The 21,765-nt window shown below is 69.4% G+C and carries 14 protein-coding genes; 5 read left to right on the top strand and 9 right to left on the bottom strand.

From position 1 onward, the window contains the following. Positions 1-33 precede the first annotated feature (33 nt). Positions 34-1,263 carry a cysteine--1-D-myo-inosityl 2-amino-2-deoxy-alpha-D-glucopyranoside ligase gene (gene mshC / locus ACWD68_RS24840; protein ID WP_451808642.1) on the top strand — a complete coding sequence of 410 codons (1,230 nt, stop codon included), beginning with the start codon at positions 34-36 and terminating at the stop codon, positions 1,261-1,263. Between the two features lie 75 nt (positions 1,264-1,338). Here mshC and ACWD68_RS24835 read toward each other — a convergent pair whose 3' ends face one another. The 8 genes from ACWD68_RS24835 to ACWD68_RS24800 form a co-directional block, all read right to left on the bottom strand. Further along, positions 1,339-2,031, bottom strand: coding sequence for a hypothetical protein (locus ACWD68_RS24835; RefSeq protein WP_451808641.1), 693 nt, complete (start codon positions 2,029-2,031; stop codon positions 1,339-1,341). A 73-nt stretch (positions 2,032-2,104) separates the two neighbouring features. Beyond that, the gene (locus ACWD68_RS24830; protein WP_451808640.1) at positions 2,105-3,853 is read right to left on the bottom strand and encodes a S8 family peptidase; all 1,749 of its coding nucleotides are present in this window, start codon (positions 3,851-3,853) and stop codon (positions 2,105-2,107) included. Between the two features lie 700 nt (positions 3,854-4,553). Then, positions 4,554-5,747: a PAC2 family protein gene (locus ACWD68_RS24825; protein WP_451808639.1), complete on the bottom strand. Its 1,194-nt coding sequence runs from the start codon at positions 5,745-5,747 to the stop codon at positions 4,554-4,556. A 329-nt stretch (positions 5,748-6,076) separates the two neighbouring features. Next, positions 6,077-6,748, bottom strand: a complete 672-nt coding sequence (locus ACWD68_RS24820; RefSeq protein ID WP_451808638.1) for a FadR/GntR family transcriptional regulator — start codon at positions 6,746-6,748, stop codon at positions 6,077-6,079. 274 nt (positions 6,749-7,022) lie between these two features. Next, a complete protein-coding gene (locus tag ACWD68_RS24815; RefSeq protein ID WP_451808637.1) occupies positions 7,023-8,639 on the bottom strand; it encodes an FAD-dependent oxidoreductase in 1,617 nt (538 codons plus the stop codon). Between the two features lie 19 nt (positions 8,640-8,658). Next, the gene (glpK, locus tag ACWD68_RS24810) at positions 8,659-10,197 is read right to left on the bottom strand and encodes a glycerol kinase GlpK (protein WP_451808636.1); all 1,539 of its coding nucleotides are present in this window, start codon (positions 10,195-10,197) and stop codon (positions 8,659-8,661) included. Between the two features lie 110 nt (positions 10,198-10,307). Continuing rightward, positions 10,308-11,096 (bottom strand): MIP/aquaporin family protein, encoded by a 789-nt coding sequence (locus tag ACWD68_RS24805; RefSeq protein ID WP_451808635.1) that lies wholly within the window; start codon positions 11,094-11,096, stop codon positions 10,308-10,310. Positions 11,097-11,423: 327 nt separating this feature from the next. Continuing rightward, the gene (locus tag ACWD68_RS24800) at positions 11,424-12,188 is read right to left on the bottom strand and encodes an IclR family transcriptional regulator (protein ID WP_451808634.1); all 765 of its coding nucleotides are present in this window, start codon (positions 12,186-12,188) and stop codon (positions 11,424-11,426) included. A 269-nt stretch (positions 12,189-12,457) separates the two neighbouring features. On the opposite strand from ACWD68_RS24800, the gene metH reads away from it, so the two are divergent. The 4 genes from metH to ACWD68_RS24780 all read left to right on the top strand — a co-directional run bounded on the left by metH (position 12,458) and on the right by ACWD68_RS24780 (position 20,572). Then, on the top strand, positions 12,458-15,985 hold the full coding sequence (metH, locus tag ACWD68_RS24795; RefSeq protein ID WP_451808633.1) for a methionine synthase: 3,528 nt from the start codon (positions 12,458-12,460) through the stop codon (positions 15,983-15,985). Positions 15,986-16,124: 139 nt separating this feature from the next. After that, the gene (locus ACWD68_RS24790; RefSeq protein ID WP_451808632.1) at positions 16,125-16,826 is read left to right on the top strand and encodes an HAD family hydrolase; all 702 of its coding nucleotides are present in this window, start codon (positions 16,125-16,127) and stop codon (positions 16,824-16,826) included. 464 nt (positions 16,827-17,290) lie between these two features. Continuing rightward, complete coding sequence (locus ACWD68_RS24785) at positions 17,291-18,895, top strand: ABC transporter substrate-binding protein (RefSeq protein WP_451808631.1); 1,605 nt, start codon at positions 17,291-17,293, stop codon at positions 18,893-18,895. A 93-nt stretch (positions 18,896-18,988) separates the two neighbouring features. Then, positions 18,989-20,572, top strand: a complete 1,584-nt coding sequence (locus tag ACWD68_RS24780; RefSeq protein ID WP_451808630.1) for an ABC transporter substrate-binding protein — start codon at positions 18,989-18,991, stop codon at positions 20,570-20,572. 104 nt (positions 20,573-20,676) lie between these two features. Here ACWD68_RS24780 and ACWD68_RS24775 read toward each other — a convergent pair whose 3' ends face one another. Then, the gene (locus tag ACWD68_RS24775) at positions 20,677-21,348 is read right to left on the bottom strand and encodes a response regulator (RefSeq protein ID WP_266467029.1); all 672 of its coding nucleotides are present in this window, start codon (positions 21,346-21,348) and stop codon (positions 20,677-20,679) included. Between the last annotated feature and the right edge of the window lie 417 nt (positions 21,349-21,765).

Raw genomic sequence — 21,765 nt, 5'->3', positions numbered from 1 at the left:
TATACGGAAGTTCCGTCCGGTTAGTCTCATGACATGTATGCCTGGCCCGCTTCTGAGGTCCCCGCCCTGCCTGGCGAGGGCCGCGACCTCCGGATCCACGACACCGCGACCGGTGGGTTCATCACCCTCGACCCCGGTCCCGTCGCCCGTATCTACGTCTGCGGCATCACGCCGTACGACGCGACCCATCTGGGTCACGCGGCGACCTACAACGCGTTCGACCTCGTGCAGCGCGTGTGGCTCGACACCAAGCGGCAGGTTCATTACGTCCAGAACGTCACGGACATCGACGACCCGCTGCTGGAGCGGGCCGAGCGCGACGGCGTCGACTGGGTGGGACTCGCCGAGAAGGAGACCGCCCTCTTCCGTGAGGACATGACCGCCCTGCGGATGCTGCCGCCGCGCCACTACATAGGCGCCGTCGAGGCGATACCCGGCATCGTGCCGCTCGTCGAGCGGCTGCGGGACGCCGGAGCGGCGTACGAGCTCGACGGCGACGTGTACTTCTCCGTCGAGTCGGACCCCGACTTCGGCAAGGTGTCCCACCTGGACGCCGCGACGATGCGCCTGCTCTCCGCGGAGCGGGGCGGCGACCCGGACCGGGCCGGGAAGAAGAACCCCCTCGACCCGATGCTTTGGATGGCCGCCCGCGAGGGCGAGCCGAGCTGGGACGGCGGCTCACTGGGCCGCGGCCGGCCCGGCTGGCACATCGAGTGCGTCGCCATCGCCCTCGACCACCTGGGGATGGGCTTCGACGTCCAGGGCGGCGGTTCCGACCTCGCCTTCCCGCACCACGAGATGGGGGCCTCGCACGCCCAGGTGCTGACCGGCGAGTTCCCCATGGCCAAGGCGTACGTCCACGCCGGCATGGTCGCGCTGCACGGCGAGAAGATGTCGAAGTCCAAGGGCAACCTCGTCTTCGTGTCCCGGCTGCGGCACGACGGGGTCGACCCGGCCGCCATCCGCCTCGCGCTGCTCGCGCACCACTACCGGGCCGACTGGGAGTGGACGGACGCCGTCCTCGAAGAGGCCGTCGCGCGCCTGGAGAACTGGCGGGCCGCGGTGTCCCGGCCCGACGGGCCGTCCGCCGACGCCCTCGTCGACGAGATCCGCGCCGCGCTCGCCGAGGACCTCGACGCACCGGCCGCGCTCGCCGCGGTCGACCGCTGGGCCGCGCTCCAGCACGAGACGGGCGGAACGGACGAGGGCGCCCCCGGTGTCGTGTCGCGGGCCGTCGACGCCCTCATGGGCGTGGCGCTGTAACCGGTCGCCGTGCACAGTCGGGCGCCGGGCGGAGTGATCCGCCCGGCGCCCTGTGCGTGGAGCGATCCGCCGCTGCTACTGCCGGTTCACGATCACGGCCTGGAGGGTGTTGGTGCCCGAGTCGTAGATCCCGATGACCTGCTGCCCGAAGGCGAAGGCCTCCTGGACCTCGTCATGCGTGACCTGGTTCGGGTTCACGAGCTGACGCCAGGCGTTGTCGATGAACAGGTAGAGGATCGACGGCTGCCCCGGGAGCGGGGTGACGACGTCCCAGAACTTCGTGGCGACTCCGCTCACGAGTGCCGCACGCTCGACGGCGCTCGGCAGCACGAGCGGCTGTCCCGGCTGCTGGGTCTGCTGCCCGCCGAGCTGCTGGAGAAGCTGCTGGAAAGGCTGCTGCTGGCCCAGATGCTGGAGCTGCTGCTGGAGGTGCGGCGGAATGTGCTGCTGCGGGATCTGGTGCTGCGGGATCTGCCGGCCGATGTCCTGCTGACCGATGCCCTGCTGACCGACGCCCTGCTGGAGGTACGGCTGCTGCATCTGCTGCATCTGCTGACCGATGCCCTGCGGCCCGTACGGCTGCTGCGCCTGCGCGTCGAAAGGCTGCTGGCTCATGCCCTGCTGCGGTCCGAACTGCTGCGGTCCGTACTGCTGCTGCATCCCGAGGTGCTGCGGGGGAGCCGTGCTGGGGCCCTGCTGTCCCTGCTGAAGGCCGCCCTGCTGAAGGCCCTGCTGTCCCTGCTGGCTCATCTGGGGGATCGTGCTCATGCGGGGTGCCACCTTCCATCAATGGTTGGTTGCGTTCCGTTGCGTTCCGTTGCGGTCCGGGAGGACCAGGTCCTCAGCCCGTGACGACCAGGCCGACGATCTCTTCGTCCGAGAACCAGACCCTTACATCGGGCCGTCCCCCCGCGAAGGCGGAGTGCACCGCCTGACGGATCTCGGGGGACGGGTCGTTGAGGTTGCGCCAGGCACCGGACACGTACAGCCGGAGCCTCGGCGGGAGTTCGCGCGGATACGGCAGCAGCTCGTCCCAATACCGTTCGGCCTGGCCCGAGCCGACCGCCTCCGGCAGCAGCCGGGTGACCGCCGCCTTGATGTCCGGCCGGTTGCCGATCCGCTGGGAAGCGGGCCGGCCCGGCGCGTCCTGCTGCGGGGAACCCGTGGCCCGCAGCACCGCGCGCGCACGTTCCGAGGACATCGGTGCCTGGCCCGCCGCCTTGAGCATGCCTTGCAGCGCGGCCAGGGCACCGACCACCACCGGGGAGGCGGAAGAGGTCCCGGAGAACGTGTCCGTGTACCAGACGATCTCCTCGGCGCCGCCCTGCAGATCGCCGGGCCGGTCCCAGAAGCCGCCGGTGGTCGTGACCTCACGTCCCCAGCCCTGCGCGTCCACGCGGGCCCCGTAGTTGGAGAACGCGAGTCGTGAACGGTCCGGGCCGTGGTCGCGGCCGTGCGTGCCGGGCGGCGGTGCGCCCGCGCCGACCAGGATCGCCCCGGAGGACTGGTTGGAGGGGTTGAAGGGGTTGCGCCACCACTCGGGGAACTCCGAAGGGCGGCGTTCGTACACCGCGTCGTCGAGCGACTCGGCGCCGTTGCCGGCGGCCGCCACCACGAGGATGCCCCGGGCGGTGGCGTACTGGACGGCCGCGAAGTTGTCGGGCCACCACTCGAGCGCGATGTAGCCCTCCTGGGTGTCGCGCTCCTCGAAGTCGAACCGGGGCCCCGGGGCGTGCAGTTCGACCAGGATGATGTCGCCGGGGCTCAGCCGTTCCGCCGCCGCGTGGATCGCGGCGGCCGTTCCGATGCCCTGGAAGGACGCGGCCGCGGTCACGGCGTCCGGCGCGATTCCGGTGATCCCGTGCTCGTTGCGGTCGCCGCCGATCACCCCGATGACGGCGGTGCCGTGGTTGCGCCAGGCGATGTCGGTGACAGGGGTGCCGACGACGACGCCGGCGAGTTTCGAGGCCAGATCCTCGTGACCGAGCTGCCAGGCGCCCTCCACGTCGATCACCGTGACGCTCCGGCCCGAACCGCCCGGCCGCTGCCAGGCCCAGTAGGCGTCGATGCCCTCGGGCGCCGGACGCAAGTACCCCTGCCGGCTGGTGAAGTCGGGGGTGACGGGCGCCCCTTCCTTGAGCCGCTGGCCGTCGTCGGCGCTCTGGCCGGTCCAAGCGGCCGACCCCGTCGAGGCGGGAACGGCACCCGGCTTCACATACGCCGTGTCGATCTCCGGCAGTGCCGCGATCCGTGCGCGCAGCTCCTGGGCGCGGCTCTCCACGCCGCGCACCCGGTAGAAGAGCGCGAGGTCCGGCCCGTTCTCGGTGCCCACCACCGCGGACTGCTGGAGTCGCTCCTCGCTGCCGAACAGCGGCTCCAGGGCGAGCTGTTCGTCGCTGAGGAACATGTTGAGGGCCGAGACGTCGGCGCCCGCCGCCGAGCGGACGCCCTCGGCCCGGGCACGCAGCCGGGCCTCCGGACGTGCGACGACGATCAGCTCCTGCTCGGCTCCTCGATAGGTGAATCCCGCTCCGTCGGGCCCGGGCCCGGACGTTCCCGGGCCCTGCGCCGGCTGTACCTGGTCGGTCATCGCGTGCCGCTCCCTTCGATCCCTGCGGGTGCCGGTCCATGCGTGTGCCGGTCGATGCGTGTGCTCTGCCGTGCCGTGCGCCGTCCTCCGGCGCGGCGCCGTGTGCCATGTCCCGTTGCCGGGCGGCGCCTTCGGGGCACAACCTGGCACGCCCACGGCGCCGCGTCCACCCCGTCTTCGCCAACTTGGTTTGAAAACAAGTTGAATGGGGAACCCTGTGCAATCCGTCCTGAAACAGATGTCACGCCGCAATCCGGCCAAACGTTGCGGAGACGCATGTCAAGTGATGGGACGCCAGCGGCTGTTGACCCTTGGACCGGTCGGACCGGGCCCCCCGTGGCCGGGCGCCGCGCGCACCGCTGTTCCGCAGGCCGCGGGCTGCTCGCCGCGAGAGATGTGCCGGGAGGGGTGGTACGGCCGGACGGCGCGGCCCGACGGCAGGACCTCCCGGCGTGAGGGCGTCGGCCGACCGGTTCTCTCCGTCCGACGGGAATCAGGCCGGGAGCGTCACCGCCGCCGGCCCGCCGTACGCGCACGCCCGGTCCCCCGCGGACGGCGGCTTCACCGCACCGGCGGCTTCACCGTGCGAACCGGAACAGCGGGCGCGGAAGGGCGATCGATGAGAGCCCCGGCGCCGGACATCTCCCGGCGGCCCGGCGGCCGAGGGACGGCGCGCTCCGTGCGCACCGCCCCTTTCGGCTCAGTCCTCGGAGGGGTCCGACGCGTCGGAGGGGCTGGAGGGGCTGGAGGAGCCGGAAGGATCCGATGTATCCGTGGAACCCGGCGCCTTCGCGGCGCCTGAGGAGCCCTTGGAGCCCCTGGAGTCCTGGGGGCCGGACTCGCCGGCCCGGACGTCCGGGCCGGCGCCGTCGGTGGCCTCGTCCGTCTCCGGCTCCTTGCGCGACTCCCCGTCCGATCCGGCGTCCTGCCCCGAGTCGGACTCGGGGCGCTGTGCCATCGGCGGCCGCGTACGGCCGCCGGGGGTGTCACGGAGGTACGAGGTCGGCTCACCGCTCTCCGTCGCGTGGCTCCCGGCGCCCGTCGCCGGACCGCCGCCGTCCCTGCGGCGCAGATAACGCTCGAACTCCCGGGCGATCGCCTCGCCGGACGCCTCCGGCAGCTCGGCGGTGTCCCGGGCCTCCTCCAGCGTCTGCACATACTCGGCGACTTCGCTGTCCTCGGCGGCCAGCTGGTCGACGCCCAGCTGCCAGGCCCGCGCGTCCTCGGGCAGCTCGCCCAGCGGAATGCGCAGGTCGATGAGGTCCTCGAGGCGGTTGAGCAGCGCCAGGGTCGCCTTCGGGTTGGGCGGCTGCGACACGTAGTGCGGTACGGCCGCCCACAGCGACACGGCCGGTACGCCCGCGTGCGTGCAGGCTTCCTGGAGGATGCCGACGATGCCCGTCGGGCCCTCGTACTTGGTCTCCTCCAGGTCCATCGTGCGGGCCAGGTCGGCGTCGGAGGTGACCCCGCTGACCGGCACGGGACGGGTGTGCGGGGTGTCACCGAGCAGCGCGCCCATGATCACCACCAGCTCCACGCCCAGTTCGTGCGCGAAACCGAGCAGCTCGTTGCAGAACGAGCGCCAGCGCATCGACGGCTCTATGCCCCGGACCAGCACGAGATCGCGTGGCTTCTCGCCGCCGACCCGGACCACCGACAGACGGGTGGTCGGCCAGGTGATCTTGCGTACCCCACCGTCCAGCCACACGGTGGGGCGGTTCACCTGGAAGTCGTAGTAGTCCTCGGCGTCCAGTGCCGCGAAGACCTCGCCCTTCCATTCCCTGTCCAGATGCGCGACCGCGGTGGAGGCGGCGTCGCCGGCGTCGTTCCAGCCTTCGAACGCGGCCACCATGACTGGGTCGATCAGCTCGGGAACCCCCTCCAGCTCGATCACCCAGCGCCTCCTTCCGATGTGCCCTCGCGTACGCCTCAACCTTACGGCGTGCCGAGGGGACCTCCGCAGCCCCCTTGCACGGGGGAGTGAACGGATCACTGCCCCGTCGGGGGCCCGGAAACACGCGTGACGGCCACCTCGGGGCCACCCGTAGTCATCCGAGCTGTCCACGGTCAACTTGCCCGCGGACCGCGGACATTGCCCCGCGTCCGCGCCATAGATCGGACGACCGGGAGAGATCCGATGTTCAGGGACGGCCCGAAACACCCGTGAGGGACGGGGCCCACGCAGGAACGAGCCCGGTGCCCGCGCCGGGTCCCGGCTCGCTGCTAGAGCGTGGATCTGAGCCACTGCTCCACACTCGCGATGTGCACCGTCGCCCAGGACCGGGCCGCCTCCGCGTCCCGGTCGCGCAGGGCGGACAGGATGGCGCGGTGCTCGTGCAGGGTACGGCCGACCGCGTCCTCCTGGGTCAGGCCCCGCCAGACGCGGGCCCGGGTGGTGGGTCCCGACAGACTCTCGAGAAGGGAGCACAGCACCGAGTTGCCCGAGGCCAGCGCGATGCCCCGGTGGAACTCCAGATCGCAGGCGACGAGATCCTCCACGGACGGTTCCGCGCCGAGCTCGTCCAACTGCGAGGAGAGCGCGTCCAGTTGCTGCTCGCTGATGCGGGCGGCCGCCAGCGCGGTGGCCGCGGGCTCCAGAATGCGCCGCACGGCGAGGAACTCCAGGACCGTGTCGTCGCGGTGGAAGTCGACGACGAAGCTCAGCGCCTCCAGGAGGAGTTGCGGGTCCAGACTCGTGACGTACGTGCCGTCGCCCTGGCGCACGTCCAGGATGCGGATGAGAGACAGGGCGCGGACGGCCTCCCGCAGGGAGTTGCGGGACAGCCCGAGTTCGGCCGCCAGTTCGCTCTCCTTGGGGAGCCGGTCGCCGGGACGCAGCGCGCCGGAGACGATCATTCCCTTGATCTTCTCGATCGCCTCGTCGGTGACTGCCATGGCGGGGCCTCCCTGTCACTCGGGATGTCCCCTCAGACATCCGATGTCTCATCGGACAGTATGGGGGTTCAGAGGGCTGGACAGAGAGTGTCCAGGTGACTGGCACCGCAGGAGCGCCCGGCCGCGCCGCGCCGGCCCATACGTGAGGGCGGCACCCCTTGTGGGAGCCGCCCGGCACATGCGTGAGGGGCGGCACCCCCCGTGGGAGCCGCCCGGCACATGCGTGAGGGGCGGCACCCCCCGTGGGAGCCGCCCCTCACATGACCGCGGGCGCCTACTTGTTGTCGAGCAGGTCCTGCACCTTGCCGCGGACGTCGTCCGTGGCGAGACCGCGGATCGTCAGCGTCGTACGGCGGCGCAGCACGTCGTCCGCCGTCTCGGCCCACTCGTTGTCCCGGGCGTAGACTACCTGCGCCCAGATCTCCGGGGCGTCCGGGTGGACGCGCTCGCCGAGCTCGGGGGTCTCGTTCGCCAGCCGGGCGATGTCGAAGGCCAGCGAGCCGTAGTGGGTGGCCAGATGCCTGGCCGTGTCGGCGGCCATGCGCGGGCCGGGCGCCGGGCCGTCCACCAGGAGGCGGTGCGCGACGGCGCGCGGGTTGGCGACGCCGGGGAGCGGCATCTTCTTCGGCAGTTCGGAGATCGGCTCGAAGTCCTCGCCCAGCGGGTGGCCGGGCAGCGACTCCAGCTTCTTCATGACCGTACGGCCGATGTGCCGGAAGGTGGTCCACTTGCCGCCCGCGACGGACAGCATCCCGCCGCGGCCTTCCGTGACGACGGTCTCGCGCTTGGCCTTCGAGGTGTCGCCGGGGCCGCCCGGCAGCACCCGCAGACCGGCGAAGGAGTACGTGATCAGGTCACGGGAGAGCTGCTGGTCGCGTATGGAGAACGCGGCCTCGTCGAGGATCTGGGCCGTGTCCTTCTCGGTGACCGAGACGTCCGCCGGGTCGCCCTCGTACTCCTCGTCGGTGGTGCCGAGCAGGAGCATGTCCTCCCACGGGAGCGCGAAGGTGATGCGGTACTTGTCGATGGGGGTCGCCAGCGCGGCCTTCCACGGCGAGGTCCGCTTCAGGACCAGATGCGCGCCCTTCGAGAGACGGATCGACGGCGCGGCATTCGGGTCCTCCATACGGCGCAGGTGGTCCACCCACGGGCCGGTCGCGTTCAGCACCAGACGGGCGTCGACGCCGAACTCGTCGCCGGACAGCCGGTCCCGCAGCTCCGCGCCCGTCACCCGGCCCCGGGTGAAGCGCAGGCCCGTGACCTCGGTGTGGTTCAGGACCGCGGCACCCGACTCGACGGCCGCGCGGACCGTCATGAGGGCCATGCGGGAGTCGTTCATCTGGTCGTCGCCGTACACGGCCACGGCCTTGAGGTTGTCGGTGCGCAGCTCGGGCACGTCCTGGGCGGCCTTGGAGGGGCTCATCAGGTGGCCCACTCCGTCACCGAAGGCCGACAGGGCGGAGTAGGCGAAGACGCCCGCTCCGAGCTTCGCCGCGCCGTGCGGCCCGCCCTTGTACACGGGGAGGTAGAACGTGAGCGGGTTCGCCAGGTGGGGGGCCACCTGGCGGGAGACCGCACGGCGCTCGAAGTGGTTCTCCGCCACCAGCTTCACCGCGCCGGTCTGCAGGTAGCGCAGACCGCCGTGGAGAAGCTTGGAGGAGGCGGAGGAGGTGGCGCCGGCGAAGTCACCGGCGTCGACCAGCGCCACCCGCAGTCCGGACTGCGCGGCGTGCCAGGCGGTGGAGATGCCCAGGATGCCGCCGCCGATGACGAGGAGGTCGTACGTTGCCTTGGAAAGCTGCTCCCGGGCCTCGGCGCGGCTCGGGTTGGAGCCGGAGGCCGGGCGCGTACCGAGGGCAGGCACGGACTGCAGGGTGGGCTGGCTGGTCATTGCGGGTTCTTACTCCTCGTCAGTTCTCGTCTTCGATCCAGCCCATGGTCCGCTCGACGGCCTTGAGCCAGCTCTTGTACTCACGGTCGCGGACGTCCGCGTCCATGTTGGGGGTCCATTCCGCGGCCCGGCGCCAGTTGGCGCGCAGGTCCTCGGTGTTGGTCCAGAAGCCGACGGCGAGGCCGGCGGCGTAGGCGGCGCCGAGGCAGGTGGTCTCGGCGACCATCGGGCGCACCACGGGGGCGTCCAGGAAGTCGGCCAGGGTCTGCATCAGCAGGTTGTTGGAGGTCATGCCGCCGTCGACCTTGAGGGCCGTGAGCTCGACACCGGAGTCCTTGGTCATGGCGTCGCTGATCTCACGGGTCTGCCAGGCGGTGGCCTCCAGCACGGCGCGCGCGATGTGCGCCTTGGTTACGTACCGGGTCAGACCGGCGATCACACCGCGGGCGTCGGGACGCCAGTACGGGGCGAAGAGACCGGAGAAGGCCGGCACGAAGTAGGCGCCGCCGTTGTCCTCGACCGAGGACGCGAGCGTCTCGATCTCGGCGGCGGACTTGATCAGGCCCATCTGGTCGCGCATCCACTGCACCAGCGAACCGGTGACGGCGATGGAGCCTTCCAGGGCGTAGACCGGCTCCTGGTCGCCGATCCGGTAGCCGACCGTGGTCAGCAGGCCCGAGTACGAGTTGATGATCTTGTCACCGGTGTTCATCAGCATGAAGGTGCCGGTGCCGTAGGTGGACTTGGCCTCGCCCTCGGCGAAACAGGTCTGGCCGAACAGGGCCGCCTGCTGGTCGCCGAGCGCGGAGGCGACCGGGATGCCGCCGAGCAGGTCGCCGAGCGGGCCGCCGGTGACCTCGCCGTACACCTCGGCGGAGGAGCGGATCTCGGGCAGCATCGCCAGCGGGACGCCGATGGACTCGGCGATCTTGTCGTCCCACGCCAGGGTGTGCAGGTTCATCAGCATGGTGCGGGAGGCGTTGGTCACGTCGGTGACGTGCTTGCCGCCGTCGACACCGCCGGTCAGGTTCCAGATGACCCAGGTGTCCATGGTGCCGAACAGGATGTCCCCGGCCTCGGCGCGCTCGCGCAGGCCCTCGACGTTGTCGAGCAGCCAGCGGGCCTTGGGTCCGGCGAAGTACGACGCGAGCGGCAGGCCGGTCTCGCGGCGGAAGCGGTCCTGGCCGACGTTGCGGCCGAGTTCCCGGCACAGGGCGTCGGTGCGGGTGTCCTGCCAGACGAGGGCGTTGTGGACGGGCTCACCGGTGTTCTTGTCCCACAGCAGCGTGGTCTCACGCTGGTTGGTGATGCCGATGGCCTTGATGTCGTCGCGGGTGATCCCGGCCTTCGAGATGGCTCCGGCGACGACCTCCTGGACGTTGGTCCAGATCTCGGTGGCGTCGTGCTCGACCCAGCCCGGCTTCGGGAAGATCTGCTCGTGCTCCTTCTGGTCGACGGAGACGATGCGTCCGTCGCGGTCGAAGACGATGCAGCGGGACGACGTGGTGCCCTGGTCGATCGCGGCGATGAAGGGGCCGGCGGTGTGTGCGTCGGTCACGGTGTGCTCCTGGGATGAAAGGGGCTGTATACGGCGCGGTGCTTCATAGCGGTGCTGTGCGGCTCGCGGCTCATGGGGCGCGGCTTCCAAGCGTGCTGGAGCGGGGGCTCCTAAGCGAAGGCGACGTTGTATATGCCTGCTGCGATCGCGCCGCCGATGAGCGGGCCGACGACCGGTATCCAGGCGTAGCTCCAGTCGGATCCGCCCTTGTTGGGCAGAGGGAGCAGGGCGTGCACGATGCGCGGACCGAGGTCACGGGCCGGGTTGATCGCGTAGCCGGTGGGGCCACCGAGCGAGAGGCCGATGCTCACCACCACGAAGGCGGTGACCAGGGCGCCGAGGACGCCCAGGCCGTTGCCGTCGTCGTTCAGACCCTGCGTGAGGATGGCGAGGATCAGGACGACGGTGCCGATGATCTCGGTGGCGAGGTTCTGCACGACGTTCCGGATCTCGGGGCCGGTGGAGAAGATGCCGAGCACGGGGCCCGCGCCCTTCTCCTCGGCCTCGACCGACTTCACGGCCTGGTCCTCGGAACCCCCGACGATCTCGCGATCGGTGAGGTGGGCGAGGAACTGGCCGTAGTAGGCGACCCAGACCAGCGCCGCACCGATCATGGCGCCGAGCAGCTGCCCGCCCCAGTAGGTGGCGAGGTTGCTGTAGTCGTCGTCCTTGATCGCGAGGGCGAGCGTCACGGCCGGGTTGAGGTGCGCTCCGGAGAGCGGCGCCGAGATGTAGACCGCGGTCATGACCGCGAAGCCCCACCCGAAGGCGATGGCGAGCCAGCCGGCGTTGCGCGCCTTGGAGGCCTTCAGCGTGACGGCGGCGCACACGCCACCGCCGAGCAGGATGAGTACGGCGGTACCGATGGTCTCGCCGATGAAGATGTCGGAGCTGGACACCCGCGACTCCTTTGTCCTTCGTCCAGGGGAAGCCGAACCCCGGGTCCCTCCGGTGGTTCGTGCTCTCGGGGAGTGAGAGCGATCTCGGCCCTGGCATTGCCACACTCTAACGCGTATTGCCGGTAGATGTTCGACAATGTCGACCGATGGACGGGAGTCTTGCTCTCGCGTTACCAGCTCGTCAAGAGCCCTGTTATCGAAAGCACGATCGTTATTGATCGGCATGTGCTATCGATGCGTCGTCGCTCGTCCGAGGGCACGGCAAAGGCCGGGAAGCATCCCGCTTCCCGGCCTTGTGTCGTACGGACGTCCGAAGGTCCGCGCCTGTCAGAAGCGCCCCGCTCCCAGGTCCCGCGACACCGCGCGGGCGCAGTCCCGTACGGCCGCGATCAGGTCCGGGCGCAGCTCGCCGCCCTTGCAGACCCGTTCCACGGCCCCCGTGATGCCCACCGCGCCGACCGGCATCCGCCGCCGGTTGTGGATCGGGGCGGCGACCGAGGCGACCCCCGTCCAGGTCTCCTCGACGTCGTCCGCGTACCCACGCGCGCGGGTCACGTCGAGGACACCCTCGAAATCGTCCAGTTCACTGATCGTCCGCGGGGTGAACGCCTTGCGGTCGACCTCCAGGACCTCGCTGTGCGCCACCGGGTCGTAGGCCGACAGCACCTTGCCCAGCGCGGTGGAGTGCAGAGGCTGCATCGCCCCGACCTCCAGGACCTGACGGCTGTCGTCGGGCCGGAAGACGTGGTGCACGATCAGGACGCCCTGCTGGTGCAGCACGCCCAGATAGACGCTCTCGCCGCTGGAGCGGGCCAGGTCGTCGGTCCACACCAGGGCGCGCGCCCGTAGTTCGTGCACGTCGAGATAGGTGGTGCCGAGGCGCAGGAGCTCGGCGCCCAGCTGATAGCGCCCGGAGGCCGGGTCCTGCTCGACGAACCCCTCCTGCTGGAGGGTGCGCAGAATGCCATGGGCCGTACCCTTGGCCAGGCCCAGCGAGGAGGCGATGTCCGACAGGCCGAGCTGTCGCTCGCCGCCCGCGAGCAGCCGCAGCATCGCTGCCGCCCGTTCGAGCGACTGGATGTTCCGTGCCATCGCCGTGCTGCCTCCGTCCCCTTGGGCCGCCGGCGTGCGACTGCCCGCTGCCGTTCGGCAATGTCGAACACTACCGGTCGTGACCGAGCTCCCGCCAATGGGTGGTCGCCCCGCGTTCCGTCCGCCTCCACGCCGACGTCACCCGCGCCACACCCGTCCGGCTCGTGGACGCCCGCGACTGATCGGCGGTGCTCCGGGCTACCCTGACGGCGTGCGCCTTCCATGGGAAGCGCAAAGCCGACAGCCGTCGCACTCCAGGGAGCACCTTCATGGCCTCGTTGCCGAACCCGTCCCTTTCGTCCGGTCTCTCCGAAGGCCGGGAGCGAACCGACGCACTCCGAGAAGCACTCGCCACCCGTGTGGTGGTCGCCGACGGTGCGATGGGCACGATGCTTCAGGCGCAGGACCCGACGCTGGAGGACTTCGAGGACCTCGAGGGCTGCAACGAGATCCTGAACGTCACCCGCCCCGACATCGTCCGCTCCGTCCACGAGGCGTACTTCGAGGTCGGTGTCGACTGCGTGGAGACGAACACCTTCGGGGCGAACCACTCGGCGATGGCCGAGTACGACATCGCGGACCGCGTCCACGAGCTGTCCGAGGCCGGGGCCCGGCTGGCCCGCGAGGTCGCCGACGAGTTCGGCGCCCGCGACGGCCGTCAGCGCTGGGTCCTCGGGTCGATCGGCCCGGGCACGAAGCTTCCGACGCTCGGCCACATCTCGTACGGGACGCTGCGTGACGGCTTCCAGGCCAACGCCGAGGGACTGCTCGCCGGCGGCGCCGACGCGCTGATCGTGGAGACGACCCAGGACCTGCTGCAGACGAAGTCCTCCGTGCTCGGCGCGCACCGCGCGATGGAGGCGACCGGCGTCCGGGTGCCGCTGCTGGTCTCGATGGCCTTCGAGACGACCGGCACCATGCTGCTGGGCTCCGAGATCGGTGCCGCACTGACCGCGCTGGAGCCGCTCGGCATCGACATGATCGGTCTGAACTGCTCGACCGGACCCGCCGAGATGAGCGAGCACCTGCGCTACCTCACCCGGCACTCACGCATTCCGCTCCTGTGCATGCCGAACGCCGGTCTGCCGGTCCTGACGAAGGACGGCGCCCACTTCCCCCTCGACGCCGAGGGGCTGGCCGACGCCCAGGAGAACTTCGTACGCGACTACGGCCTCTCCCTGGTCGGCGGCTGCTGCGGTACGACGCCGGAGCACCTGCGCCAGTTGGTGGAGCGGGTGCGCGGGGTCGCGCCCACCGAGCGCAGCCCGCGGCCCGAGCCCGGTGCCGCCTCCCTCTACCAGACCGTCTCGTTCCGCCAGGACACCGCGTACATGGCGATCGGTGAGCGGACGAACGCCAACGGCTCGAAGAAGTTCCGCGACGCCATGCTGGAGGGCCGCTGGGACGACTGCGTGGAGATGGCCCGCGACCAGATCCGCGAGGGCGCGCACATGCTCGACCTGTGCGTCGACTACGTCGGCCGGGACGGGGTCGCCGACATGGACGAGCTGGCCGGCCGCTTCGCCACCGCCTCCACGCTGCCGATCGTGCTGGACTCCACCGAGGTCCCGGTGATCCGCGCGGGCCTGGAGCGCCTCGGCGGCCGCGCGGTCATCAACTCCGTCAACTACGAGGACGGCGACGGGCCCGAGTCCCGGTTCGCGAAGGTGACGCGGCTCGCCCAGGAGCACGGTGCCGCGCTCATCGCGCTGACCATCGACGAGGAGGGCCAGGCCCGCACCGTCGAGACCAAGGTCGCCATCGCCGAGCGGCTCATCGAGGACCTGACGGCCAACTGGGGCATCCACGAGTCCGACATCCTCATCGACACCCTGACCTTCACGATCTGCACCGGCCAGGAGGAGTCCCGCAAGGACGGCATCGCGACGATCGAGGCGATCCGCGAACTCAAGCGCCGCCGCCCGGACGTGCAGACCACGCTCGGTCTGTCCAACATCTCCTTCGGTCTCAACCCGGCCGCCCGCATCCTGCTCAACTCGGTCTTCCTCGACGAGTGCGTCAAGGCGGGTCTGGACTCGGCGATCGTGCACGCGTCCAAGATCCTGCCGATCGCCCGGTTCAGCGAGGAGGAGGTCAACACCGCCCTCGACCTCATCCACGACCGCAGGGCCGAAGGCTACGACCCGCTGCAGAAGCTGATGGCGCTGTTCGAGGGCGCCACCACCAAGTCGCTGAAGGCGGGCAAGGCCGAGGAACTGGCCGCCCTGCCGCTGGACGAGCGGCTGAAGCGGCGGATCATCGACGGCGAGAAGAACGGACTGGAGGCCGACCTCGCCGAGGCCCTCCAGAGCCGCCCGGCCCTCGACATCGTCAACGAGACGCTGCTGGACGGCATGAAGGTGGTCGGCGAGCTGTTCGGTTCCGGCCAGATGCAGCTGCCGTTCGTGCTGCAGTCCGCCGAGGTCATGAAGTCGGCCGTCGCCTTCCTCGAGCCGCACATGGAGAAGTCGGACGCGGAGGGCAAGGGCACCATCGTGCTGGCCACCGTGCGCGGCGACGTCCACGACATCGGCAAGAACCTCGTCGACATCATCCTGTCGAACAACGGCTACAACGTCGTCAACCTCGGCATCAAGCAGCCGGTCTCCGCGATCCTGGACGCCGCCCAGGAGCACCGGGCGGACGTCATCGGCATGTCCGGGCTCCTGGTCAAGTCCACGGTGATCATGAAGGAGAACCTGGAGGAGCTCAACCAGCGCGGCCTGTCCGCCGACTACCCGGTGATCCTCGGCGGCGCGGCCCTGACCCGGGCCTACGTCGAACAGGACCTGTACGAGATCTACCAGGGCGAGGTCCGCTACGCCCGCGACGCCTTCGAGGGCCTGCGCCTGATGGACGCGCTGATCGGCGTCAAGCGCGGAGTGCCCGGCGCGGTGCTTCCCGAACTCAAGCAGCGCCGGGTGCGGGCCGCCGCCGACACGGTCGTCGAGGAGCGCCCGGAAGAGGGCCATGTCCGCTCCGACGTCTCCGTCGACAACCCCGTTCCGAAGCCGCCCTTCTCGGGCACCCGCGTGATCAAGGGCATCCAGCTCAAGGAGTACGCCTCCTGGCTGGACGAGGGCGCCCTGTTCAAGGGGCAGTGGGGTCTCAAGCAGGCCCGTACCGGCGACGGTCCGACGTACGAGGAACTGGTCGAGACCGAGGGCCGGCCGCGGCTGCGCGGGCTGCTGGACAAGCTCCAGACCGACAACCTGCTGGAGGCGGCCGTGGTCTACGGCTACTTCCCGTGCGTCTCCAAGGACGACGACCTGATCATCCTGGACGAGCGGGGCAACGAGCGGACCCGCTTCACGTTCCCGCGCCAGCGCCGGGGCCGCCGGCTGTGTCTGGCCGACTTCTTCCGCCCGGAGGAGTCGGGGGAGACCGACGTCGTCGGCCTCCAGGTCGTCACCGTCGGCTCCCGGATCGGCGAGGAGACCGCCAAGCTCTTCGAGTCCAACGCCTACCGCGACTACCTGGAACTGCACGGCCTGTCCGTCCAGCTGGCCGAGGCGCTCGCCGAGTACTGGCACGCGCGCGTGCGCTCGGAGCTGGGCTTCGCGGGGGAGGACCCGTCCGAGATCGAGGACATGTTCGCCCTGAAGTACCGCGGCGCCCGCTTCTCGCTCGGCTACGGAGCCTGCCCCAACCTGGAGGACCGCGCCAAGATCGCGGAACTTCTCGAGCCCGAGCGGATCGGCGTCCACCTCTCCGAGGAATTCCAGCTCCACCCGGAGCAGTCGACCGACGCGATCGTGATCCACCACCCGGAGGCGACGTACTTCAACGCACGGTGACCGCCCCGACGCGCTGGGGCGCGCGTCACCGCGCACACTGATCGGATACGTCGTACACTGGTCGGTCCACCGCAGGCCGGTTGCCCCTTGGCGAAAAAGGGGCAACCGGCCTGATCGTCCCTCAAGGAGGTGCGCCAGGATGACCAGTACGGTCCCCGCGCTCGGAACTCGTACGGCCGAAGGCTCTGCCCTGCAGGCCGTGCTCCTCGACATGGACGGCACCTTGGTGGACACCGAGGGATTCTGGTGGGACGTGGAGGTCGAGGTCTTCAGGGCTCTCGGGCACGCGCTGGACGACTCCTGGCGCCATGTGGTCGTCGGCGGTCCGATGACCCGCAGCGCGGGCTTCCTCATCGAGGCCACCGGTGCCGACATCACCCTCGCCGAGCTGACCGTGCTGCTCAACGACGGGTTCGAGGAGCGTATCGGCCACTCCCTGCCCCTGATGCCGGGCGCGGCCCGGCTCCTCGCCGAACTCGCGGCGTACGAGATCCCCACCGCGCTGGTCTCCGCCTCGCACCGGCGGATCATCGACCGTGTCCTGGGTTCGATCGGTTCCCACTTCTTCGCGCTGACCGTCGCGGGCGACGAGGTGGAGCGGACCAAGCCGTTCCCCGACCCGTATCTGCTCGCGGCTTCGGGGCTCGGTGCCGAACCGGCGAGATGCGCCGTCATCGAGGACACCTCGACCGGTGTCGCCTCCGCCGAGGCCGCGGGCTGCCATGTGGTAGTCGTCCCCTCGGTCGCGCCCATCGCCCCGGCCGCCCGCCGCACGGTGGTCACCTCCCTGGAAGAGGTCGACCTGCCCTTTCTGCACCGTCTGATGACGGAAATGCGCTAGGCGTTCACCGAGTGTGTGCCGCGGAAACACTCAGCGTGCGGAGCCGAATGCGCGTAAAGCTCCGGCCGTTCCGTGTGGTAACCGCGAGCGACGACTCCGTGGGAATTGATATCGGGGCGGATGGCTGAATTCCGGTACTTGCTAATCGAGTTGACGCTGTGACGTTCATCACGTAACCGAGGGTCGACAGTGGGACCGACTTGTGCACGCACCCCCCATTCGTGAGGACCTGACGTGCCCTTGTGTCCCGATTGATGGAATGCTGCACTAATCCTTCCCGTGTCGGGTTATCAGTGCGTCCACGCCCGGTATCGCAGCGTGAGCGGAAGACGGCTCCGGTACCTGTGAGCCGTCGCCGTGGTGCGGACTAATGTCATCGCCAGAACATCGCCGTGACCCCGTGACCCGCCGCGCCACCCCTGCATGCCGGTTCGCGGAAACTACAGCTCTGGAGAAACTCGAGCATGAACCGCAAGACTTTGGTGCTGCCGGCCGTGGTTGGCCTGCTCGCCCCGGTGCTCGCCGCGTGTGGTGGGTCCGACAGCGGGAGCAACAGCGGCGATGCCATCGTTGTCGGCACCACGGACCGGTTCACCGTGTCGAAGGATGCCCCGGCTCCGTTCGACCCGGCGTACGCGTACGACGTCGGCACCTGGAACGTCCTTCGCCAGACCGTGCAGACCTTGATGGTCCAGCCGCGCGGTGACGGTGAGCCGCAGCCGGAGGCAGCCGAGAAGTGCGGCTTCACCGACAGCGGCAACGAGCGCTACTCGTGCACGCTGCGCGAGGGTCTGAAGTTCGCCAGCGGTGACGCGATCACCGCGAAGGACGTCAAGTTCTCGATCGACCGAGCGAGGGCCATCAAGGCGGACAGTGGTGTGTTCGCCCTGCTGTCCACCATCGACACGGTCGAGACGCAGGGTGACCGCGAGGTGATCTTCCACCTCAAGAGCGCCGACGCGACCTTCCCGTTCAAGCTGTCGACCCCCGTCGCCGGCATCGTGAACCCGAGCGACTACGACAAGGGCAAGCTGCGCGACGGCTTCTCCGTCGACGGCTCCGGCCCGTACACCCTCGAGACCGAGGTCAAGGGCGACGCCGTCGTCAAGGCCGTGTTCACCAAGAACTCCCATTACCAGGGCCAGTTGAAGGTGAACAACTCCAAGGTCGAGATGCGCTCCTTCGAGGACGCCGCGGCCATGGGCAAGGCCCTCGAAAAGGGCGACATCGACCTGATGACCCGCTCGATGACGCCGGAGCAGATCAACAAGCTGGACAGCGCCTCGGGCGGCAACATCGACCTGAACGAGATGCCCGGCCTGGAAATCCGCTACCTGGCCTTCAACACCGACGCTCCGTCGGTGAAGACGCAGGCCGTCCGCCAGGCCATGGCGCAGATCATCGACCGCGGTGAGCTCATCGCCAAGGTGTACGGCTCGCAGGCCCAGCCGCTCTACTCGATGGTGCCGGCGACCATCACGGGCCACTCCAACGCGTTCTTCAACAAGTACGGGGAGCCGAGCGCCAGCCGCGCCAAGGCGCTGCTCACCAAGGCCGCCATCACCACCCCGGTGAAGGTCACCCTGCACTACACGACCGACCACTACGGCGCGGTCACCGCGAAGGAGTTCGCGGTCCTGAAGGATCAGCTCAACAAGAGCGGCCTCTTCGACGTCCGCACCCAGGGCACGAGCTGGGACAAGTTCGTCCCGGCCGAGCGCGCCGGCGACTACGACGTCTGGGGCATGGGCTGGTTCCCCGACTTCCCCGACGCCGACAACTACCTGGCGCCGTTCCTCGACAAGGACAACTTCCTCAAGTCGCCGTACTCGAACGGTGACATCATCAACAACCTGATCCCCGCGTCCCGGCGCGAGCCCGACCGCATCACCGCGTCGAAGAGCCTCACGGAGATCCAGGACATCGTCGCCGACGACGTCCCGCTGATCCCGCTGTGGCAGGGCAACCAGTACATCGCCGCGCGCGACGACATCACGGGCTCGGAGTGGGCGCTCAACTCCTCCTCCACCCTGCAGCTGTGGGAGCTCGGCCGCGGCGTCAGCGAGTGACCGACTGACGCGACCCGGGGCCCGGCGGCCCCGGGTCCCGCCCGGGACCCGACGGTCCCGGGTTCACCAGATCCAATGACAAGGCACGTGCAAGTGAATATGCGTAACCAGTGGCCAGTCCTGCCGATCGTGGCGGGGCTGGCCTCCGGCCTGCTGACCGGCTGTGGCTCGGAGACGGGCGATTCCGGGAGCAGTGGCTCCTCCGTGGTGATGGGGATGTCCGACGACGTCCTCGCCACCGACCCGGCTTCCGGCTACGACCCAGGATCGTGGCTGTTGTTCAACAACGTCTTCCAGTCGCTGTTGAGCTTCCCCAAGGGCGGTACCGAGCCCGAGCCGGAAGCGGCCAAGGAGTGCGCGTTCACGGACGCCGGCACCACGGTCTACACGTGCACGCTGCAGGACGGACTGAAGTTCAGCAACGGTGACGCGCTCACCTCGGCGGACGTCAAGTACTCCTTCGACCGCATGCTGAAGATCAACGACGGTGCCGGCCCGGCGATCATGTTCCCCATGCTCGACAAGGTCAAGACGCCGGACGCCCGAACCGTCGTCTTCCACCTCAAGTACGCCGACGCCACCTTCCCGAGCAAGATCGCCTCCGGCGCCGGCTCGATCGTGGACCACCGGCAGTACGCAACGAACGGGCTCCGCGAGGACAACGAGGCCGTCGGCTCGGGCCCGTACAAGCTCGACTCGTTCAGCGACGACAAGGCCGTCTTCTCGGTCAACACGAACTACAAGGGCACCGCCGAGCCCAAGAGCTCCAGCATCACCCTGAAGTTCTTCCACGGGGACCAGGAGCGACTGAAGAAGGCCCTGATGGCCGACGACGTCGACATCGCCTACCGAGGCCTCGCCGCCGACGACATCGCGGACATCGAGAACGGAACCACGAGCGACAGCGGTATCAACGTCATCGAGGGATCCAGCGCCGAGGTCCAGCACCTGGTCTTCAACATGAACGACCCGGTGACGGGCAAGCTCGGCGTCCGCAAGGCCATCGCCTACCTCCTGGACCGCGACGCCCTCGTCGACGACGTCTACCAGGACACGGCGACGCCGCTGTACTCGATCATCCCGGCCGGCGTCACCGGCCACAGCACGTCCTTCTTCGACACCTACGGCGCCCGCCCCTCGCGGTCCAAGGCCGAGGCCGCGCTGCGCACCGAGGGCGTCACCGGCAAGGTGAAGCTGACGCTCTGGTCGACCCCGTCGCGTTACGGTCCCTCCACGGACGCGGAGTTCAAGGCGATCGCCAAGCAGCTCAACGCCAGCGGACTGTTCGACGCGACCGTGAAGTCCGTCACCTACGGCCAGTACGAGAAGGACATCGCCAAGGGCAAGTACGGCGTGTACGTGAAGGGCTGGGTGCCCGACTATCCGGACCCGGACAACTTCACGGCCCCGTTCTTCGGCAAGGGCAACGTACTGAACAACAACTTCACCAACAGCACGATCACCGGCAGCCTCATCCCGAAGACGGCCGCCGAGAGCGACCGCTCCGCGACCGAGCACGAATTCGGCAAGCTCCAGGACCTGGTCGCCGAGGAGCTGCCGGTCATCCCGATCTGGCAGGCCAAGCAGTACGCCGTCGTGCGCGACAACGTCTACGGCATCGAGAACTGTCTCGACGCCTCGACCGTGTTCCGCTTCTGGGAGATCAGCAAGGACTGACCCCGCGCGGCCACCGGCAGACGCACGCGAAGGGCGCCCGTTCCTTCCCGGAAACGGGCGCCCTTCGCACTGCCTTCGCCGGGCCGGGACCGACCCGGCCCCGCTCACTGCGCCCCGGGACGCACCAGCCCGCTCTCGTACGCGTACACCGCGGCCTGCACCCGGTCACGCAGCCCCAACTTCGTCAGGACGTGCCCCACATGCGTCTTGACCGTGGTCTCGCTGACGAACAGGTCGGCCGCGATCTCCGCGTTCGACAGCCCGCGCGCCACCAGTTTCAGCACCTCGACCTCGCGGTCGGTCAGCGTGTGCAACGTGTCCGGAACCGGCTCGTCGCCGGAGGGCAGATGGCTCGCGTACTTGTCGAGCAGCCGGCGCGTGATGCTCGGCGCGAGCATCGCCTCGCCCGACGCGACCACCCGGATCGCCTGCACCAGCTCATTGGCGGGCGCGTCCTTGAGGAGGAAGCCGCTGGCGCCCGCGCGCAGCGCCTCCACCACGTACTCGTCGAGGTCGAACGTCGTCAGGACGAGCACCTTCGCCGGACCGTCCCGACCGGGGCCGGTGATCTGCCGGGTCGCCTCCACACCGTCCATCCGCGGCATGCGGATGTCCATCAGAACCACATCGGGCTGCAGGGCACGAACCTGATCGAGCGCCTGGAGACCGTCACCGGCCTCGCCGACGACCGCCAGGTCCTGCTCCGCTTCCAGAATCATCCGGAAGCCGGTGCGCAGCAGCGGCTGGTCGTCGACCAGTAGGACGCGGATGGCCACGTAAGTCTCCTAATTGGGTTTCAACAGCTCAGGCCGGTGGCCGTAGCCGGAGTGGGTTGTTCGATTGTGGGACGGGGATGCCTTAACAAAGATCGGTCGTGGAACAGACCTATCCAACGCCCGGCGACTGGTTCCGTGATCGTGATGGCGGCGGCCGCAGCGCTCCCGGGGTGATGCCTCTAAGTCTCCTGGCCGGTGAGGCCTCAGCGAAGAGTGGCGAATCCTGGCGTCTTCGCGGCCGCTGCCACTGCAGGTCCTCGACCATCGATTCTGGTCGTGGTGCGAGCCCGTCGCGCGGTGACCTCTTGAACTGCCCGAGCCGTCAAGCCCTGGCCAAGAGCGAGGCCCGCGCGGTGCGCTGGTGCCGCGAACGGCTTGTGAGATGTCGGACCGATGAGTCCTGCAATTAGGTCGCCG

The sequence above is a fragment of the Streptomyces sp. NPDC005141 genome (genome assembly GCF_053599975.1).
Note: the sequence above shows the minus strand (reverse complement) of the source record. Positions and strands in the feature narration are given on the sequence as shown.